This is a genomic window from Kitasatospora sp. NPDC057738, assembly GCF_042798815.1.
Lineage (GTDB): Bacteria > Actinomycetota > Actinomycetes > Streptomycetales > Streptomycetaceae > Kitasatospora > Kitasatospora lactacystinica.
In genome coordinates this window covers 59,111-73,944 of record NZ_JBHVJT010000015.1, presented here as the reverse complement: position 1 = coordinate 73,944, position 14,834 = coordinate 59,111, and the positions used below count along the sequence as shown (strand labels likewise).

The 14,834-nt window shown below is 73.4% G+C and carries 11 protein-coding genes and 1 tRNA gene; 10 read left to right on the top strand and 2 right to left on the bottom strand.

Annotated features, from left to right (window positions below):
- Window positions 1–76 precede the first annotated feature (76 nt).
- The 10 genes from ACFVGO_RS10945 (at window position 77) to ACFVGO_RS10900 (ending at window position 12,311) form a co-directional block, all read left to right on the top strand.
- Window positions 77–3,970, top strand: a complete 3,894-nt coding sequence (locus ACFVGO_RS10945) for a DNA-directed RNA polymerase subunit beta' (RefSeq protein WP_359897539.1) — start codon at window positions 77–79, stop codon at window positions 3,968–3,970.
- 188 nt (window positions 3,971–4,158) lie between these two features.
- Window positions 4,159–4,232, top strand: a tRNA-Met gene (locus ACFVGO_RS10940).
- 172 nt (window positions 4,233–4,404) lie between these two features.
- Window positions 4,405–5,079: a DUF4097 family beta strand repeat-containing protein gene (locus ACFVGO_RS10935; RefSeq protein WP_359897538.1), complete on the top strand. Its 675-nt coding sequence runs from the start codon at window positions 4,405–4,407 to the stop codon at window positions 5,077–5,079.
- Window positions 5,080–5,161: 82 nt separating this feature from the next.
- Window positions 5,162–6,349, top strand: a complete 1,188-nt coding sequence (locus ACFVGO_RS10930; RefSeq protein ID WP_359897537.1) for a histidine kinase — start codon at window positions 5,162–5,164, stop codon at window positions 6,347–6,349.
- The gene (locus ACFVGO_RS10925) at window positions 6,346–7,026 is read left to right on the top strand and encodes a response regulator (RefSeq protein ID WP_380351773.1); all 681 of its coding nucleotides are present in this window, start codon (window positions 6,346–6,348) and stop codon (window positions 7,024–7,026) included. The genes ACFVGO_RS10930 and ACFVGO_RS10925 overlap by 4 nt, the downstream gene beginning before the upstream one ends.
- Window positions 7,027–7,142: 116 nt before the next feature.
- The gene (locus ACFVGO_RS10920) at window positions 7,143–7,778 is read left to right on the top strand and encodes a hypothetical protein (RefSeq protein ID WP_359897535.1); all 636 of its coding nucleotides are present in this window, start codon (window positions 7,143–7,145) and stop codon (window positions 7,776–7,778) included.
- 91 nt (window positions 7,779–7,869) lie between these two features.
- Window positions 7,870–8,610 carry an NAD-dependent deacetylase gene (locus ACFVGO_RS10915; protein ID WP_380631392.1) on the top strand — a complete coding sequence of 247 codons (741 nt, stop codon included), beginning with the start codon at window positions 7,870–7,872 and terminating at the stop codon, window positions 8,608–8,610.
- Window positions 8,611–8,701: 91 nt separating this feature from the next.
- Complete coding sequence (locus ACFVGO_RS10910; RefSeq protein WP_359897533.1) at window positions 8,702–9,916, top strand: cytochrome P450; 1,215 nt, start codon at window positions 8,702–8,704, stop codon at window positions 9,914–9,916.
- Between the two features lie 21 nt (window positions 9,917–9,937).
- On the top strand, window positions 9,938–10,936 hold the full coding sequence (locus ACFVGO_RS10905) for an ADP-ribosylglycohydrolase family protein (protein WP_380631391.1): 999 nt from the start codon (window positions 9,938–9,940) through the stop codon (window positions 10,934–10,936).
- A gap of 55 nt (window positions 10,937–10,991) precedes the next feature.
- Window positions 10,992–12,311, top strand: a complete 1,320-nt coding sequence (locus ACFVGO_RS10900; protein WP_380351768.1) for a serpin family protein — start codon at window positions 10,992–10,994, stop codon at window positions 12,309–12,311.
- Window positions 12,312–12,327: 16 nt separating this feature from the next.
- On the opposite strand, the gene ACFVGO_RS10895 is transcribed toward ACFVGO_RS10900, so the two are convergent.
- Window positions 12,328–13,440: an ADP-ribosylglycohydrolase family protein gene (locus ACFVGO_RS10895; RefSeq protein WP_359897530.1), complete on the bottom strand. Its 1,113-nt coding sequence runs from the start codon at window positions 13,438–13,440 to the stop codon at window positions 12,328–12,330.
- Window positions 13,441–13,511: 71 nt separating this feature from the next.
- On the bottom strand, window positions 13,512–14,783 hold the full coding sequence (locus tag ACFVGO_RS10890; RefSeq protein ID WP_359897529.1) for a DUF2786 domain-containing protein: 1,272 nt from the start codon (window positions 14,781–14,783) through the stop codon (window positions 13,512–13,514).
- Window positions 14,784–14,834: the final 51 nt, after the last annotated feature.

The window sequence follows — 14,834 nt, the reverse complement described above, 5'->3', positions numbered from 1 at the left end:
AGCGGCCGGCCCGCCCCCAGGCCCCCCTCAGACCACATGAACGACTCTCGACTTACGAAAGAGGGCTTGACGACCAGTGCTTGACGTCAACTTCTTCGACGAGCTCCGCATCGGCCTGGCCACCGCCGACGACATCCGCCAGTGGTCGCACGGCGAGGTCAAGAAGCCGGAGACCATCAACTACCGCACCCTGAAGCCGGAAAAGGACGGGCTCTTCTGCGAGAAGATCTTCGGCCCCACCCGGGACTGGGAGTGCTACTGCGGTAAGTACAAGCGCGTCCGCTTCAAGGGCATCATCTGCGAGCGCTGCGGCGTCGAGGTGACCCGCGCCAAGGTGCGCCGCGAGCGGATGGGCCACATCGAGCTGGCCGCCCCGGTCACCCACATCTGGTACTTCAAGGGCGTGCCGTCCCGCCTGGGCTACCTGCTCGACCTGGCGCCGAAGGACCTCGAGAAGGTCATCTACTTCGCCGCCTACATGATCACCTGGGTCGACGACGAGCGCCGCCAGCGCGACCTCCCGTCCCTGGAGGCGCACGTCTCGGTCGAGCGCCAGCAGATCGAGAACCGCCGCGACTCGGACCTCGAGGCCCGCGCCAAGAAGGCCGAGACCGACCTGGCCGAGCTGGAGGCCGAGGGCGCCAAGGCCGACGTGCGCCGCAAGGTGCGCGAGGGCGCCGAGCGCGAGATGAAGCAGCTGCGCGACCGCGCGCAGCGCGAGCTCGACCGCCTCGACGAGGTGTGGGCCCGCTTCAAGAACCTCAAGGTCCAGGACCTCGAGGGCGACGAGCTGCTCTACCGCGAGCTGCGCGACCGCTTCGGCACCTACTTCTCCGGCTCGATGGGCGCGGCGGCCCTCAAGGACCGCCTGGAGACCTTCGACCTGGCGGAGGAGTCCGAGCGCCTGCGCGAGATCATCCGCACCGGCAAGGGCCAGAAGAAGACCCGTGCGCTCAAGCGCCTCAAGGTCGTCTCCGCGTTCCTGCAGACCACCAACAAGCCCAACGGCATGGTGCTGGACTGCGTCCCGGTCATCCCGCCGGACCTGCGTCCGATGGTGCAGCTGGACGGTGGCCGCTTCGCGACCTCCGACCTGAACGACCTGTACCGCCGCGTGATCAACCGCAACAACCGCCTGAAGCGCCTTCTCGACCTCGGTGCCCCCGAGATCATCGTGAACAACGAGAAGCGCATGCTCCAGGAGGCCGTCGACGCGCTGTTCGACAACGGCCGTCGTGGTCGCCCGGTCACGGGCCCCGGCAACCGCCCGCTGAAGTCCCTCAGCGACATGCTGAAGGGCAAGCAGGGTCGTTTCCGTCAGAACCTGCTCGGCAAGCGAGTCGACTACTCGGCCCGTTCGGTCATCGTCGTCGGCCCGCAGCTCAAGCTGCACCAGTGCGGTCTGCCGAAGGCCATGGCGCTGGAGCTCTTCAAGCCGTTCGTGATGAAGCGCCTGGTCGACCTGAACCACGCGCAGAACATCAAGTCGGCCAAGCGCATGGTCGAGCGTGCCCGCCCGGTCGTGTGGGACGTGCTCGAAGAGGTCATCGCCGAGCACCCGGTCCTGCTGAACCGTGCGCCCACCCTGCACCGCCTCGGCATCCAGGCCTTCGAGCCGCAGCTGGTCGAGGGCAAGGCCATCCAGATCCACCCGCTCGTCTGCACCGCGTTCAACGCGGACTTCGACGGTGACCAGATGGCCGTCCACCTGCCGCTCTCCGCGGAGGCGCAGGCCGAGGCCCGCATCCTGATGCTGTCCTCGAACAACATCCTGAAGCCGGCCGACGGTCGCCCCGTCACCATGCCGACCCAGGACATGGTGCTCGGTCTGTTCTTCCTGACCTCGGACCGCGAGAACGTGAAGGGCGCCGGCCGCACCTTCTCGTCGACCGCCGAGGCGATCATGGCCTTCGACGCCCGCGACCTGGACGTCCAGGCCCCGATCGAGCTGCGCCTGCCGGCCGGCACCGTCCCGCCGCGCGGCTGGACCGCCCCGGTGGACGAGGACGGCCAGTCGAGCTGGTTCGACGGCGAGCCCTTCCGCCTGACCACCACCCTGGGCCGCGCGCTCTTCAACGAGCTGCTGCCCGAGGACTACCCGTTCGTCGACTACGAGGTGGGCAAGAAGCAGCTCTCCGCGATCGTCAACGACCTGGCGGAGCGCTACCCCAAGGTCGTCGTCGCGGCGACCCTGGACAACCTGAAGGCGTCCGGCTTCCACTGGTCGACCCGCTCGGGTGTCACCGTCTCGATCTCCGACGTCGTCGTCCCGCCGAACAAGCCCCAGATCCTCGAGGGCTACGAGGCGAAGGCGGAGAAGGTCCAGCGTCAGTACGAGCGCGGCCTGATCACCAACGACGAGCGCAAGCAGGAGCTCATCGGCATCTGGACCCAGGCGACCAACGAGGTCGCCGAGGCCATGAACGAGAACTTCCCGAAGACGAACCCCATCTTCATGATGGTCGACTCGGGTGCTCGTGGAAACATGATGCAGATGCGCCAGATCGCCGGTATGCGTGGTCTGGTGTCGAACGCCAAGAACGAGACCATCCCGCGACCCATCAAGGCGTCGTTCCGTGAGGGTCTGTCCGTGCTGGAGTACTTCATCTCCACCCACGGTGCCCGTAAGGGTCTGGCCGACACCGCCCTCCGTACCGCCGACTCCGGTTACCTCACCCGTCGTCTGGTCGACGTCTCCCAGGACGTCATCATTCGCGAGGAGGACTGCGGCACCGAGCGCGGCCTGAAGCTGGCGATCGGCTCCGTGGGTGCGGACGGCGTGCTGCGCAAGGCCGACGACGTCGAGACCAGCGTCTACGCCCGCATGCTCGCCGAGGACATCACGGTGGACGGCAAGCTCCTTGCCACCGCCAACACCGACCTCGGCGACGTCCTGATCGACGAGCTGATCCGCCACGGCATCGGCGAGGTCAAGACCCGCTCGATCCTGACCTGTGAGTCGGCCGTCGGCACCTGTGCCATGTGCTACGGGCGCTCGCTGGCCACCGGCAAGCTGGTCGACATCGGTGAGGCGGTCGGCATCATCGCCGCCCAGTCCATCGGTGAGCCCGGTACCCAGCTGACCATGCGTACCTTCCACACCGGTGGTGTGGCCGGTGACGACATCACCCAGGGTCTGCCGCGTGTCGTCGAGCTCTTCGAGGCCCGTACCCCGAAGGGTGTGGCTCCGATCTCGGAGGCGCAGGGCCGGGTCCGCATCGAGGACACCGAGAAGACCCGCAAGCTGGTCGTCACGCCGGACGACGGCACCGACGAGATCGCCTACCCGGTCTCGAAGCGTGTGAAGCTGCTCGTCAGCGAGGGCGAGGCGGTCGAGGTCGGCCAGAAGCTGACCATGGGTGCCACCAACCCGCACGACGTCCTGCGCATCATGGGCCAGCGTGCCGTCCAGGTCCACCTGGTCGCCGAGGTCCAGAAGGTCTACAACTCGCAGGGTGTGTCGATCCACGACAAGCACATCGAGATCATCATCCGGCAGATGCTCCGCCGCGTGACGATCATCGAGTCGGGCGACGCCGAGCTGCTGCCCGGCGAGCTGGTCGAGCGCGGCCGCTTCGAGCAGGAGAACCGCCGCGTCGTCGCCGAGGGCGGTCACCCCGCCTCCGGCCGTCCGCAGCTGATGGGTATCACCAAGGCCTCGCTGGCCACCGAGTCCTGGCTGTCGGCCGCCTCCTTCCAGGAGACGACCCGGGTCCTCACCGACGCGGCGATCCACGCCAAGTCGGACCCGCTGCTGGGCCTCAAGGAGAACGTCATCCTCGGTAAGCTCATCCCGGCCGGTACGGGCCTGCCCCGTTACCGCAACATCCGGGTCGAGCCGACCGAGGAGGCCAAGGCCGCGATGTACTCGGCCGTCGGCTACGACGACTACGACCTGTCGCCCTTCGGCGCCGGCTCCGGCCAGGCGGTTCCGCTGGACGACTACGACTACGGCCCGTACACCGGCTGAGTCGCGCAGCACCGATCGCAGGGCGGTCACCCCACGGGGTGGCCGCCCTGCGGCGTTCCCGGGGGCTCCAGGGGCCGTCAGGGGCCGCTGGGGAGCGTGGGGGAGGCCCGGCCGGCGGGGCCGTTCGGGGCACGGACGGAAGCCGATTAGGTCATTCGGCCGAAGTCGCGTAGAGTCATGTTTACCGACGCGGGGTGGAGCAGCTCGGTAGCTCGCTGGGCTCATAACCCAGAGGTCGCAGGTTCAAATCCTGTCCCCGCTACAAAGAGAAGGGCCCGGAGGCATCAAGCCTCCGGGCCCTTCGGCATTCCCCGGGCCGGACGGCTCCGTCGCACGGGGGAGGGGCGGGAACCGCTCCGGCGGGGGAGGCGGTCGGGGCGGCCGCCGAGGGAGGGTTCCCGGTGTCGGTCGACGGGCTTTCGAAGGAGCCGGGGATGAAGCGGGTGCTGGGCGCGGTGGCGATCACGGCGGGGGTGCTGGTCGGGATGTCGGCCTGCCTGCCGTTCGGGGACGACGCGGAGCACCGGACGGTGAGCTACGGGGTGGCGGGGCCGGTCCGGGAGCTCGTCGTGGAGGGGGCCGACGGCGGGGTGGTGGTGCACGGGGGCGGTGACGCCGTGCACGTGGTCGAGAAGCAGGACTACCGGGGGGACGCGCCGAAGAGCACCCACGAGGTGACGGACGGCGTGCTGAGGCTGACGTACGACTGCGGCTCCTGCGGGATCGGGTACACCGTGCAGGTGCCCGCCGGGACCAGGGTGCGGGTGAAGGAGGGCAACGGCGGCGTCAAGCTGTCCGGGCTGGCCGGCGAGGTGGACGCCGAGGTGACCAACGGCGGGGTCGAGGCCGACGGGCTGCGGGCCCCGCGGGTGCGGCTGACCACGGTGAACGGCGGGGTGCGGGCCGACTTCGCCGCGGCGCCGTCGAAGGTCGAGGCGAGCACCACCAACGGCGGGGTGCGGCTGCGGGTGCCGGCCGGGGAGGCGTACGCGGTGGACGCCCGGGCCTCGGCCGGCGCGGTGGACCTGGGCATCCCCTCGCAGCCGGGCGCGGCGCGCAGCATCAGCGCCCGGGCGGAGACCGGCGGAGTGACGGTCAGCGGTGGCTGACCTGGGCGTTCCGCAGGCGCTGCCGGTAGGGCATGATCTCCTGCGCGGGGGCGGCGTCCCCGGCTACGGGGGAGGGACCGGGGTGGAGCGTGCGGTGCGCCTGCGCGGCCGGGTGGACGGGTTCGGCCCGTACCTGCCGGACTCGCTGCTGGCGGTGGCGGCGGCCGGGGTCGCGCTCTGGGCGGTGTCCCAGGACACCACGGTGCGCCCGTGGTGGATCCACCTGCTCGCGGTGGCGACCGCGCTGCCGCTGCCCTGGCGGCGCCTGAGGCCGCTGACGGTGCTGGCGCTGGCGACGGCGCCGTCGCTGGTGATCTCGGTGGTGGCGCACTCGGCCAACCCCCAGGTGCCGCTCTCCGGGGTGGTCGCCCTCTACACGGTGGCGGAACGGTCCTCGGAGCGGGTGCGGTGGAGCGTGCTGGCGGTGGTGGTGGCCGGCAACGTGCTGGGCACCCACTCGCCGAACGGCGCGCTGTTCAGCCTGGTCACCTCCGTCGGCACCTTCGTGTTCGGTTCGCTGGTGCGCGCCCAGCGGCAGCTGGCCCGGGTGCAGGCGGAGCGGGCCCGGGACGCCGGCGAACGGGCGGCGAGCGACGCGGCCCGGGCGGTGGCGGAGGAGCGGGCCCGGATCGCCCGGGAGATGCACGACATCCTGGCCCACGCCGTCTCGCTGATGGTGATCCAGGCCGAGGCCGGGCCGGTGGTGGTGCGCAGCGATCCGGACCGGGCCGTCCGCGCGTTCGACACCATCGCCGACGCGGGCCGGGACGCGATGGTCCAGCTGCGGCGCGTGCTGGGGGTGCTGAAGGATCCGGAGGCGGGCCGGCAGCTGGCGCCGCAGCCCCGGCTGGCCGAACTCGCCGCGGTGGCCGACCGGGTGCGCGCGGCGGGGCCGCGGGTGGATCTCGAACTTCCCGGACAGGAGGGTCCGCTGCCGGCCGACGTGGAGACGGCGGCGTACCGGATCGTGCAGGAGGCGCTGACCAACACGGTCAAGCACGCCGGGGCGGACCGGGTCGCGGTCCGGGTGCGGCGGGCCGGGGAGGTGCTGGAGGTGGTGGTCTCGGACAACGGACGCGGGGTGCCGGCCGCGGCCGGCCGTGCGGTGGTCGGCTGGTCCGGCGGCCGCGGGCTGGTCGGCATCCGGGAGCGGGCGGCGGCCTGCGGCGGGCTGGCCGAGGCCGGGCCGGGGCCGGAGGGCAGGGGTTTCCTGGTGAGGGCCCGGCTGCCGCTGGGCACCGGCGGGGTGGTGGAGAGGGTGGACGAATGACGCCGATCCGGGTGGTCGTCGCGGACGACCAGGAGCTGGTGCGGGCCGGGTTCGGGATGATCCTGGACGCGCAGCCGGACATCGAGGTGGTGGCCGAGGCGTGCGACGGTGCCGAGGCGATCGAGGCGGTGCGCGCGCACGGTCCGGACGTGCTGCTGCTGGACGTCCGGATGCCGGTGATGGACGGGCTGGAGGCGGCCCGCCGGGTGTGCGCCGAGTTCCCGTCGACCAAGGTGATCATGCTGACCACCTTCGACATCGACGACTACGTCTTCGACGCGCTGTACGCGGGTGCCAGCGGCTTCCTGCTCAAGGACGTCCGGCGGGACGACCTGGCGCACGGGGTGCGGATGGTCGCCTCGGGGGAGGCGCTGCTCGCGCCGTCGGTGACCAGGCGGCTGATCGGCGAGTTCGCGGCCCGTCGGCCGGGGGCGCCGGAGCGGGCGGTGCGACCGCCGTCGCGGCTGCTGGAGCAGCTGACCCTGCGCGAGCGGGAGACGCTGCGGCTGATCGCGCGCGGGCTGTCCAACGCCGAGATCGCGGCCGAGCTGGTGGTCAGCGAGCACACGGTGAAGACGCACGTCAGCAATGTGCTGAGCAAGCTCGGGCTGCGGGACCGGGTGCACGCGGTGGTGTTCGCGTACGAGGCCGGGGCGGTGGTGGCGGGGGAGTCCTGACGGGCTCCCCCGTGCGGGGGAGGCGGCCGGTTCGCCGGTGCGGGGGATCCGGGACGAGGGCCCCGGCCGGGAGGCTCTGCGGTGTCGGAACGGACCACACCGCTGGAGACCATCGGATGAACACCGCCCTGGATGCCCGGAACACCCGCCCCACCCGCCTCAGCGGCCTCACGCCGTACGCCGTCGTCGGCGCCCCCGCCCTGATGGCCCTCTACGGCGGCATCCGCCTGGTGCCGGGCTCCCGGGCGCCCGGCCCCGGCTGGACGGCGGGGCACACCGCGATGCTCGCCGGGCTGCTGCTGTTCGCCCCCGTCCTCCTCGCCCTGCACCGGCGGCTCGCCCCGCGCGGCACGGCCGGGCGGACCGCGGCCGGGGCGGCGCTGGGGACGGCCTTCGCGGGGCTGCTCTGCTCGCTGGCGCAGATCGGCATCGACCTGGTGGTGGGGCTGGCGGCGGCGGACAAGGCCGAGCAGTCGCGGCTGTTCGACCGGGTCCAGGACGTCCCGGGCGTGCTGCCGGTCGTCTACCAGGTCGGCCCGCTGCTCTTCTACGTCGGCCTGCTGGCGCTGCTGACCGCCGCCGCGGCGGGCCGCTCCCGGGTGCTGCGCTGGTGGAGCCCGGTGCTGGCGCTGCTCGGCACCCTGGCCTCGGGCGTCGACCTGGCCCTCGTCCCGCTCGCCGCCGCCTGCTACCTGCTCGCGCTCGCCCCGCTGGCCCGCCCGGCCGCCGCGCCGCGCGCCGCCCTGGCCTGAAACGCGCGTCCTGGCCCGAAGCGGGCCCCGGCCCGGTGCCCCCGGGTTTTTCGGTGGCCGGTCGTGGGCCGCGGGCCGTACGGTCCGGGGTATGAACGCGAAGCGCCCCCTGATCGCCGTGCTCACCGGCGCGGGCATCTCGACGGACTCCGGCATCCCCGACTACCGCGGCCCGCAGGGGCTGTGGCAGAAGGACCCGTCGGCGCAGGAGCTGGTCACCATCGGGCCGTACCTGGAGGACCCGGAGGTCCGGCGGCGGGCCTGGCGGATGCGGCTGGAGACGGGCGCGCTGGGCGCCGAGCCGAACGCCGGGCACCGGGCGCTGGTCGACCTGGAGCGCTCCGGGCTGCCGCTGCGGGTGCTCACCCAGAACATCGACGGGCTGCACCAGAGGTCCGGGCTGACCGCCCGCAAGGTGCTCGAACTGCACGGCAACGTGCGGGAGACGCAGTGCCTGCGCTGCCGGGTGGTCGGTTCGATGGCGGACGCGCTGGAGCGGGTCGGGGCGGGCGAGCCGGACCCGGCGTGCCGGGAGTGCGGGGGGATCCTCAAGCCGCGCATCGTGATGTTCGGCGAGAACCTGGACCCGGAGGTGCTCGGGCAGGCCGACTCGGTCGTCCGGGTCGGCGACGTCTTCATCGCGGTCGGCACCAGCCTCCAGGTGTTCCCGGTGGCGGGGCTGCCGTACAACGCGGTGCGGACCGGGGCGAAGCTGATCATCGTGAACGGCGAGCCGACGCCCTACGACGAGGCCGCGGCCGAGGTGATCCGGGAGCCGATCTCGCAGGCGCTGCCGAAGCTGGTGCGCCGACTTGTCCTGGAGCGGGCCTGAGCGGGCGCCGGAAGGGTCATGTTCCCGGATGTACCGCGTGCGTACGATGATCTTTCCGGCTTCCCCCCTCCTGGCCTGGAGTGATCGACCGATGACGACGACGGCGAAGTTCGACCCCTGGTCGGCGGCCTTCGTGGCCCACCCGTACGACGCGTACGCCGAACTGCGCGAGCACGCGCCGGTGACGTACTTCGAGCCCACGAACCAGTGGCTCGTCTCGCGCCACGAGGACGTCAGCGCCCTGCTGCGCGACCGGCGGCTCGGCCGCACCTACACCCACCGCTTCAGCCACCAGGAGTTCGGCCGCCCCGAGCCCGACCCGGCGCACGAGCCCTTCCACACCCTCAACGACCACGGGCTGCTCGACCTGGAGGCGCCCGACCACACCCGGCTGCGCCGGCTGGTCTCCAAGGCCTTCACCCCGCGCATGGTCGAGGGCCTGCGCCCCACCGTGCGGCGGCTGGCCGGCGAACTGGTCGACGGGCTGCTCGCGGCCGGCGGCGGCGACCTGATCTCCGCCGTCGCCGAGCCGCTGCCGGTCGCCGTGATCGCCGAGATGCTCGGCGTGCCGGAGGGCGACCGCCACCTGCTGCGGCCCTGGTCCGCCGACATCACCGGGATGTTCGAGCTCAACCCCACCGAGGAGACCGCCCGCCGGGCCGTCACCGCGAGCATCGAGTTCTCCGACTACCTGCGCACCCTGATCCGCGAACGCCGGGGCAACCCCGGGACGGACCTGATCAGCGCGCTCATCCAGGCCCAGGAGGGCTCCGACGCGCTCAGCGAGCAGGAGATGATCTCCACCTGCGTGCTGCTGCTCAACGCCGGCCACGAGGCGACCGTCAACACCACCGGCAACGGCTGGTGGGCGCTGTTCCGCAACCCCGGGGAGCTCGCCCGGCTGCGCGGCTCGGTGGACGCACTGCTGCCCACCGCGATCGAGGAGCTGATGCGCTGGGACACCCCGCTGCAGATGTTCGAGCGCTGGGTGCTGGAGGACATCGAGGTCCGCGGCGTCACCATCCCGCGCGGCGCCGAGATCGCCCTGCTCTTCGGCTCCGCCAACCGCGACCCCGAGCGCTTCGCCGACCCGGACCGCCTCGACCTCGGCCGCACCGACAACCCGCACATCACCTTCGGCGCCGGAATCCACTTCTGTCTGGGTGCCCCGCTCGCCAGACTGGAGCTCACCGAGTCCTACGGCACGCTGCTGCGCCGGGCCCCGGGCCTGCGGCTGGTCCGCGAGCCCGAGTGGAACCCGGGCTACGTGATCCGCGGGCTCAAGGAGCTGTTGGTCGAGGTGTGACGGGAAGAGGGGGGAGCTGCCGTGGGCAAGGCGACGGGGGCACTGCTGGGGCTGGCGATCGGCGACGCGATGGGCCGGCCGACCGAGTTCCAGGACATCGAGCGGATCGCCGCCGACCATCCGGACTGGCGGCGGCTCCCGCTGCCGAAGAAGGCGCTGGTCACCGACGACACCCAGATGACGCTCGCCCTCGCCCGCGGCCTGCGCACCGCCCTGGCGCGCGGGACCCTGACGCCCCTGCGGCTGGAACGGCCGGTCCGCGAGGAGTTCGTCGACTGGTGGCGCTCCCCGCAGAACAACCGCGCCCCCGGCATGACCTGCCTGCGGGCCTGCCAGCGGCTCAGCCACGACGAGTACCGCTGGCAGCAGGCCAGCGACATCGGCTCCAAGGGCTGCGGCGCCAACATGCGGGTCGCCCCGGTCGGGCTGATCCGCGACCTGGACGCCCGGCAGCTCTCCGGCGCCGCCCAGCTGCAGTCCGCGCTCACCCACGGCCACCCGACCGCGCTCGCCGCCAGTGACCTCACCGCGTACGCCGTGCGCAAGCTCGCCGAGGGCGTCCCGCCCGCCGCACTGCCCGGGGTGCTGCGGGCGTACGCGCTGGCGAGCCGCGAGCGGTACGACGCGTTCTGGCTCGGCGACCTCTCCGACCACTGGTACGGCTCCTCGCCGCAGGCCGTCATCGCCCGCGGCTGGGACGAGTGCCTCCAGGTGCTCGACCGGCTGGACGCGGCGCTCGCCGCCCCCGACGTCGAGGCCGACCCGTGCCTGGCCACCGGCGAGGGCTGGGTCGCCGAGGAGGCCTTCGGCACCGGCCTGCTCTGCTTCCTGCTGCTGCCCGACGACCCGGTGGCGGCCGTCCGCCGGGCCGCCTGCTCCAGCGGCGACTCCGACTCGCTGGCCTGCCTGACCGGCGCCTTCGCCGGCGCCCACCACGGCGAGGCGGCCTGGCCGGCCGACTGGGTGGAGCGGATCGAGCACCGGGACGAACTGCTGGAGTTCGGAGCGCTCTGGGACTGATCCGGGGCACGCCGGCCGGGCGGAACCGGTGGGCGGGGCGGCGCGTCGAAGGGCCATGACGAACCGCAGCACCGCAACCCGTCGCACCCTCCGCCGCCCGGCGGCGCTGCTCCTCGCGGCCGCGCTCGCCACGCCGCTGCTCGCCGGCTGCGGCAGCACCGGGGCCGCCGCGCCCGTGGAGCTCCGGGCGTCCGCGCCCGTGAGCCGGCCGGCCGTCGACCCGGCCCAGGTGGCCGCCACCGCGAGCGCCACCGACGCCTTCGGCCTGGACCTCCTGCACGCCCTGACCAGCGAGCCGGACGCCGCCGGGAGCAACCTCGTGGTCTCCCCGTCCGGCCTGGCCACCCTGCTCGCCATGCTGCTGCCCGGAGCCCGCGGCGCCACCGCCGGGGAACTGGCCGAGGCCCTGCACACCGGGCTCGACCCGCGGCAGTACGCGCTCGCCACCGGCGCGCTGAACCGGCCGGTCCCGGCCACCGACAAGCTGACCCTGCGCCGCAGCGACGACGTCTGGACCCAGCAGGGCCTGGCCGTCGAGCCGGACTACCTCGCCACCCTCGCCGCCGCCTTCGACGCCGGGGTCCACCAGGCCGACTTCGCCAAGGACCCGGACGGGGCCCGCAGGACCGTCAACGCGGCCGTGGAGAAGGCCACCGACGGCCGGATCAAGGAGCTGTTCGGCTCGAACGGGATCACGTCGAGCACCCGGCTGGTGCTCACCGACGCGCTGTACCTCAAGGCGAAGTGGGCCTCCGCCTTCAAGCCCTCGCTCACCGCCGACCGCCCGTTCCACAAGCTCGACGGCTCCGCCCCGGCCGTCCCCACGATGGGGCAGAGCGGGGAGTTCAAGTACGCCGACGGCTCCGGCGGGATCGTCGGCGAGCCCTGGCAGGCCGTCGAACTGCCCTACGCGGAGGGCGGGCTGGTGATGGACCTGATCGTCCCCGCGCAGGGCGGCTTCGCCGCGTTCGCCAAGGGCCTGGACCAGCCCCAGCTCGACCGCGTCCTCGGGGCCCTCGCCGAGCGGCCGGTCGACCTCCGGCTGCCGCGCTTCCACTTCGGCACCTCGAAGGAGCTCACCCCCGCGCTGCGCTCGCTCGGCGTGCGGGCGGCCTTCGACGCGGCCGACTTCGGCGGCATCGCCAAGGACCCGCTGGCCGTCGGCACGGTGTTGCAGAAGGCCACGATCGAGGTCGGCGAGGACGGCACGGTCGCGGCGGCCGGCAGCGGTGTCGGGATGGAGGTGATGGCGGTGCCGAACGCCGAACGGCCGGTCCAGGTGTACGTCGACCGGCCGTTCCTGTTCCTGATCCGGGACGCCCGGGGCGGCGCGCCGCTGTTCCTCGGCCAGGTCACCGACCCGCGGGCGGGCTAGTCACCGGGCCGGGTGGTCACCAGGCGGGGTAGCGCCCGCCGAGCCCGGGGTGCAGCGGGTCGCGGCTGCCGAACAGCACCAGCAGGTCGTCGGCGACCTGCCGCAGCTCGGCCCGGCCCTCGACCGCCCCGGCCCACTCGGGGGGCAGCGCGGCGGCGCCGTACGCGGCCCCGACCAGGTTGCCGCAGACCGCGCCGGTCGAGTCGCTGTCCCCCGAGTGGTTCACCGACAGCAGCAGCGCGGTGCGCACCGGGTCGGGGTCCAGGGTGGCCGCCAGCAGCGAGTACACCGCGATGGCCAGGCACTCCTCGGCGGTCCAGCCGAGCCCGACCCGCTCCACCGTCTCCGCGGCCGGCTCGGCCTCCTGGGCCAGCCGCACCGCCCGGGCCAGCGCCTGGACGGTCTCCTTGGAACTCGGCAGCTCGCGGATCTGCTCCACCGTCTCGCCGACCGCCGCCCACGGCTCGGTGCCGTCCGCGAGCCGCTCGACCAGGGCCGCGAAGGCGCCGGCCGCGAGGTAGCCGGTCGGGTGTCCGTGGGTGAGCTGGGCGCACTGCACCGCCAGCCCGAAGGACTGCTCGACACCGAGCCGGGCCAGCCCGAACGGCGCCGAGCGCATCACCGTGCCGCAGCCCTTGGAACCCGGGTTGATCGGCCCCAGCAGCCCGATCGCGGACGGCGCCTCGAACGCCGGATGCTCGGTCACCCCGCTCAGGCAGGCGTTGCCGGGCGCCCGCCGCGCGTACAGGAAGGGCCGGCTCAGCAGCCAGCCGTCGTACGGGCGGGGCTGCGGCTCGGTGTCCGGCGCGCCCTGGTACTGGGTCCGCAGCCAGCGCCGGTAGGCGCCGTGGACGGCCTCCGGCACCGAGCCGCCGCCGCCCGTCCAGCCGCGGACGAAGCCGCGGATCAGGCCCTCGGCGGTGAACAGCGTCATCTGGGTGTCGTCGGTGACCTCGACCGGCCCGGGCCCGGCCGGCAGCGTGGTCACGCCCTGCGGCCCGAACCGGTCCCGGATCTGGTGGAGTTGCTGGAACTCCACCGGCCAGCCCAGCGCATCGCCGATCGCTCCGCCGAGCAGCGCTCCGCGCACCCGGTCCCGGTACCCCGACTCCGCCGCCGGATCCGTCACGTCGCGTCCCCCTTCGTTCGTGGCGGACTACGTTCTATCAGGTCCCCGGGGAATGATCGGCGGGACGGGCCCTACCGGCGGATCGCACCGGCGCGTCCGTGCAGGGCGGCCCGGTCGGCGGCGGCGCGTCCGGCCGCCCAGCCCACGCCGTCGCTGACCCGCACCCGCTGCGAGACCAGCTTCGGGAACAGCCGGTCGACCTGCTCGTCCACCGCCTCGGAGCGGGCGGCGAGCGCGGGCAGCAGCCGCTCGTCCGGCAGCAGCTGCTCCTCGGTGCCGTCCTCGCGCAGGTGCCGGCCGGCCGCGGCGGCGCTGGTGGCGCGCTCGGTCGCGGCGGTCAGCCGCTCGCGGATCCGCGCCGCGTACGCGACCAGGAAGGACTGCCGGAACGCCTTGCTGCGCGAGTCCTTGCGGGAGCCGGCCTTGTTGAGCGCGTGGGTGGCCTGCACCAGCAGCGAGGTGTAGAGCAGCTCGACGCCGTCCAGGTCGCCGTCGAAGCCGACCACGGTGCAGAAGCCGAACTCCTTCGCCCACACCACCCGGCACCGGTTGGCCGCCGCGACCGCGTCCAGCAGCATCGTCTTGGGACCCTCGTACGGGTTGTCCACCCCGATCCGCAGCGCCGCCGGGGTGTCGCGGTCGGCGCCGGCCGCGGCCAGCAGCGCGTCGTCGATGCTGTGCTGGGCCATCAGCTGCTGGGCCTTGGCGGTCAGCGCCTCGGCCTCCTCCGGGTACTCGGTGGATTCGGCCTTGGCCAGCAGCGCCCGGATCCGCGCCAGCATCCGCGGCTCGCCGGTCACCGGCGCCGAGTGCCGCCCCCGGACGGCCTGCCCGGGGGCGGGCCCCACCGGGGCGATCGGCGGCAGCCGGCCCCAGGTGCGCAGCAGCTCCAGGACGGCGGTGGCGAGCGCGAAGCGGTCCAGCCGGTGCCGGTGGGCGAAGGCGCCGAGGTACTCCTCGTCGCCGGACCACCACACCTCGGCCTCCAGCTCGCGCAGCTGCTCCCGCCAGCGCCGGTCCAGGCCGGCCGCGGGGTGGCGGCGGTCCTCGGCGGCGATCAGGTCCACCGCGAGGGCCAGGTGGACGGGCTGCAGCTCGCGCCGCACCACGCGCGCCAGGTCGGCCGGCCGCCATCCGGCGGACCAGCAGCGGCCGACGGCGGCGTCCGCGTGGCCGAGCACCGCCCGGCTCACCTCGGGCCACTGCCCGGCCGAGGCGGCCAGCAGCGAGGCCCCGGTGTCCAGGGCGAGGTCCAGTGCGTCCTCCGGTGCCGTCAGCACCGACCGCACCGCCTGCTCCAGCAGCGGCCCGGCGGTCCCGGCCTGCTGCGCTCGCTCGCCCACGGTGTGTCCCTGCTCTCCTCGACGGTCCGGCCTCCTGCCCATGATGCCGGA

Coding starts and splice junctions, on each gene's coding strand:
- ACFVGO_RS10935 (WP_359897538.1), top strand. CDS start 4,405: ATGAAGCGGGTGCTGGGCGCGGTGGCGATCACGGCGGGGGTGCTGGTC.
- ACFVGO_RS10925 (WP_380351773.1), top strand. CDS start 6,346: ATGACGCCGATCCGGGTGGTCGTCGCGGACGACCAGGAGCTGGTGCGG.
- ACFVGO_RS10920 (WP_359897535.1), top strand. CDS start 7,143: ATGAACACCGCCCTGGATGCCCGGAACACCCGCCCCACCCGCCTCAGC.
- ACFVGO_RS10915 (WP_380631392.1), top strand. CDS start 7,870: ATGAACGCGAAGCGCCCCCTGATCGCCGTGCTCACCGGCGCGGGCATC.
- ACFVGO_RS10910 (WP_359897533.1), top strand. CDS start 8,702: ATGACGACGACGGCGAAGTTCGACCCCTGGTCGGCGGCCTTCGTGGCC.
- ACFVGO_RS10900 (WP_380351768.1), top strand. CDS start 10,992: ATGACGAACCGCAGCACCGCAACCCGTCGCACCCTCCGCCGCCCGGCG.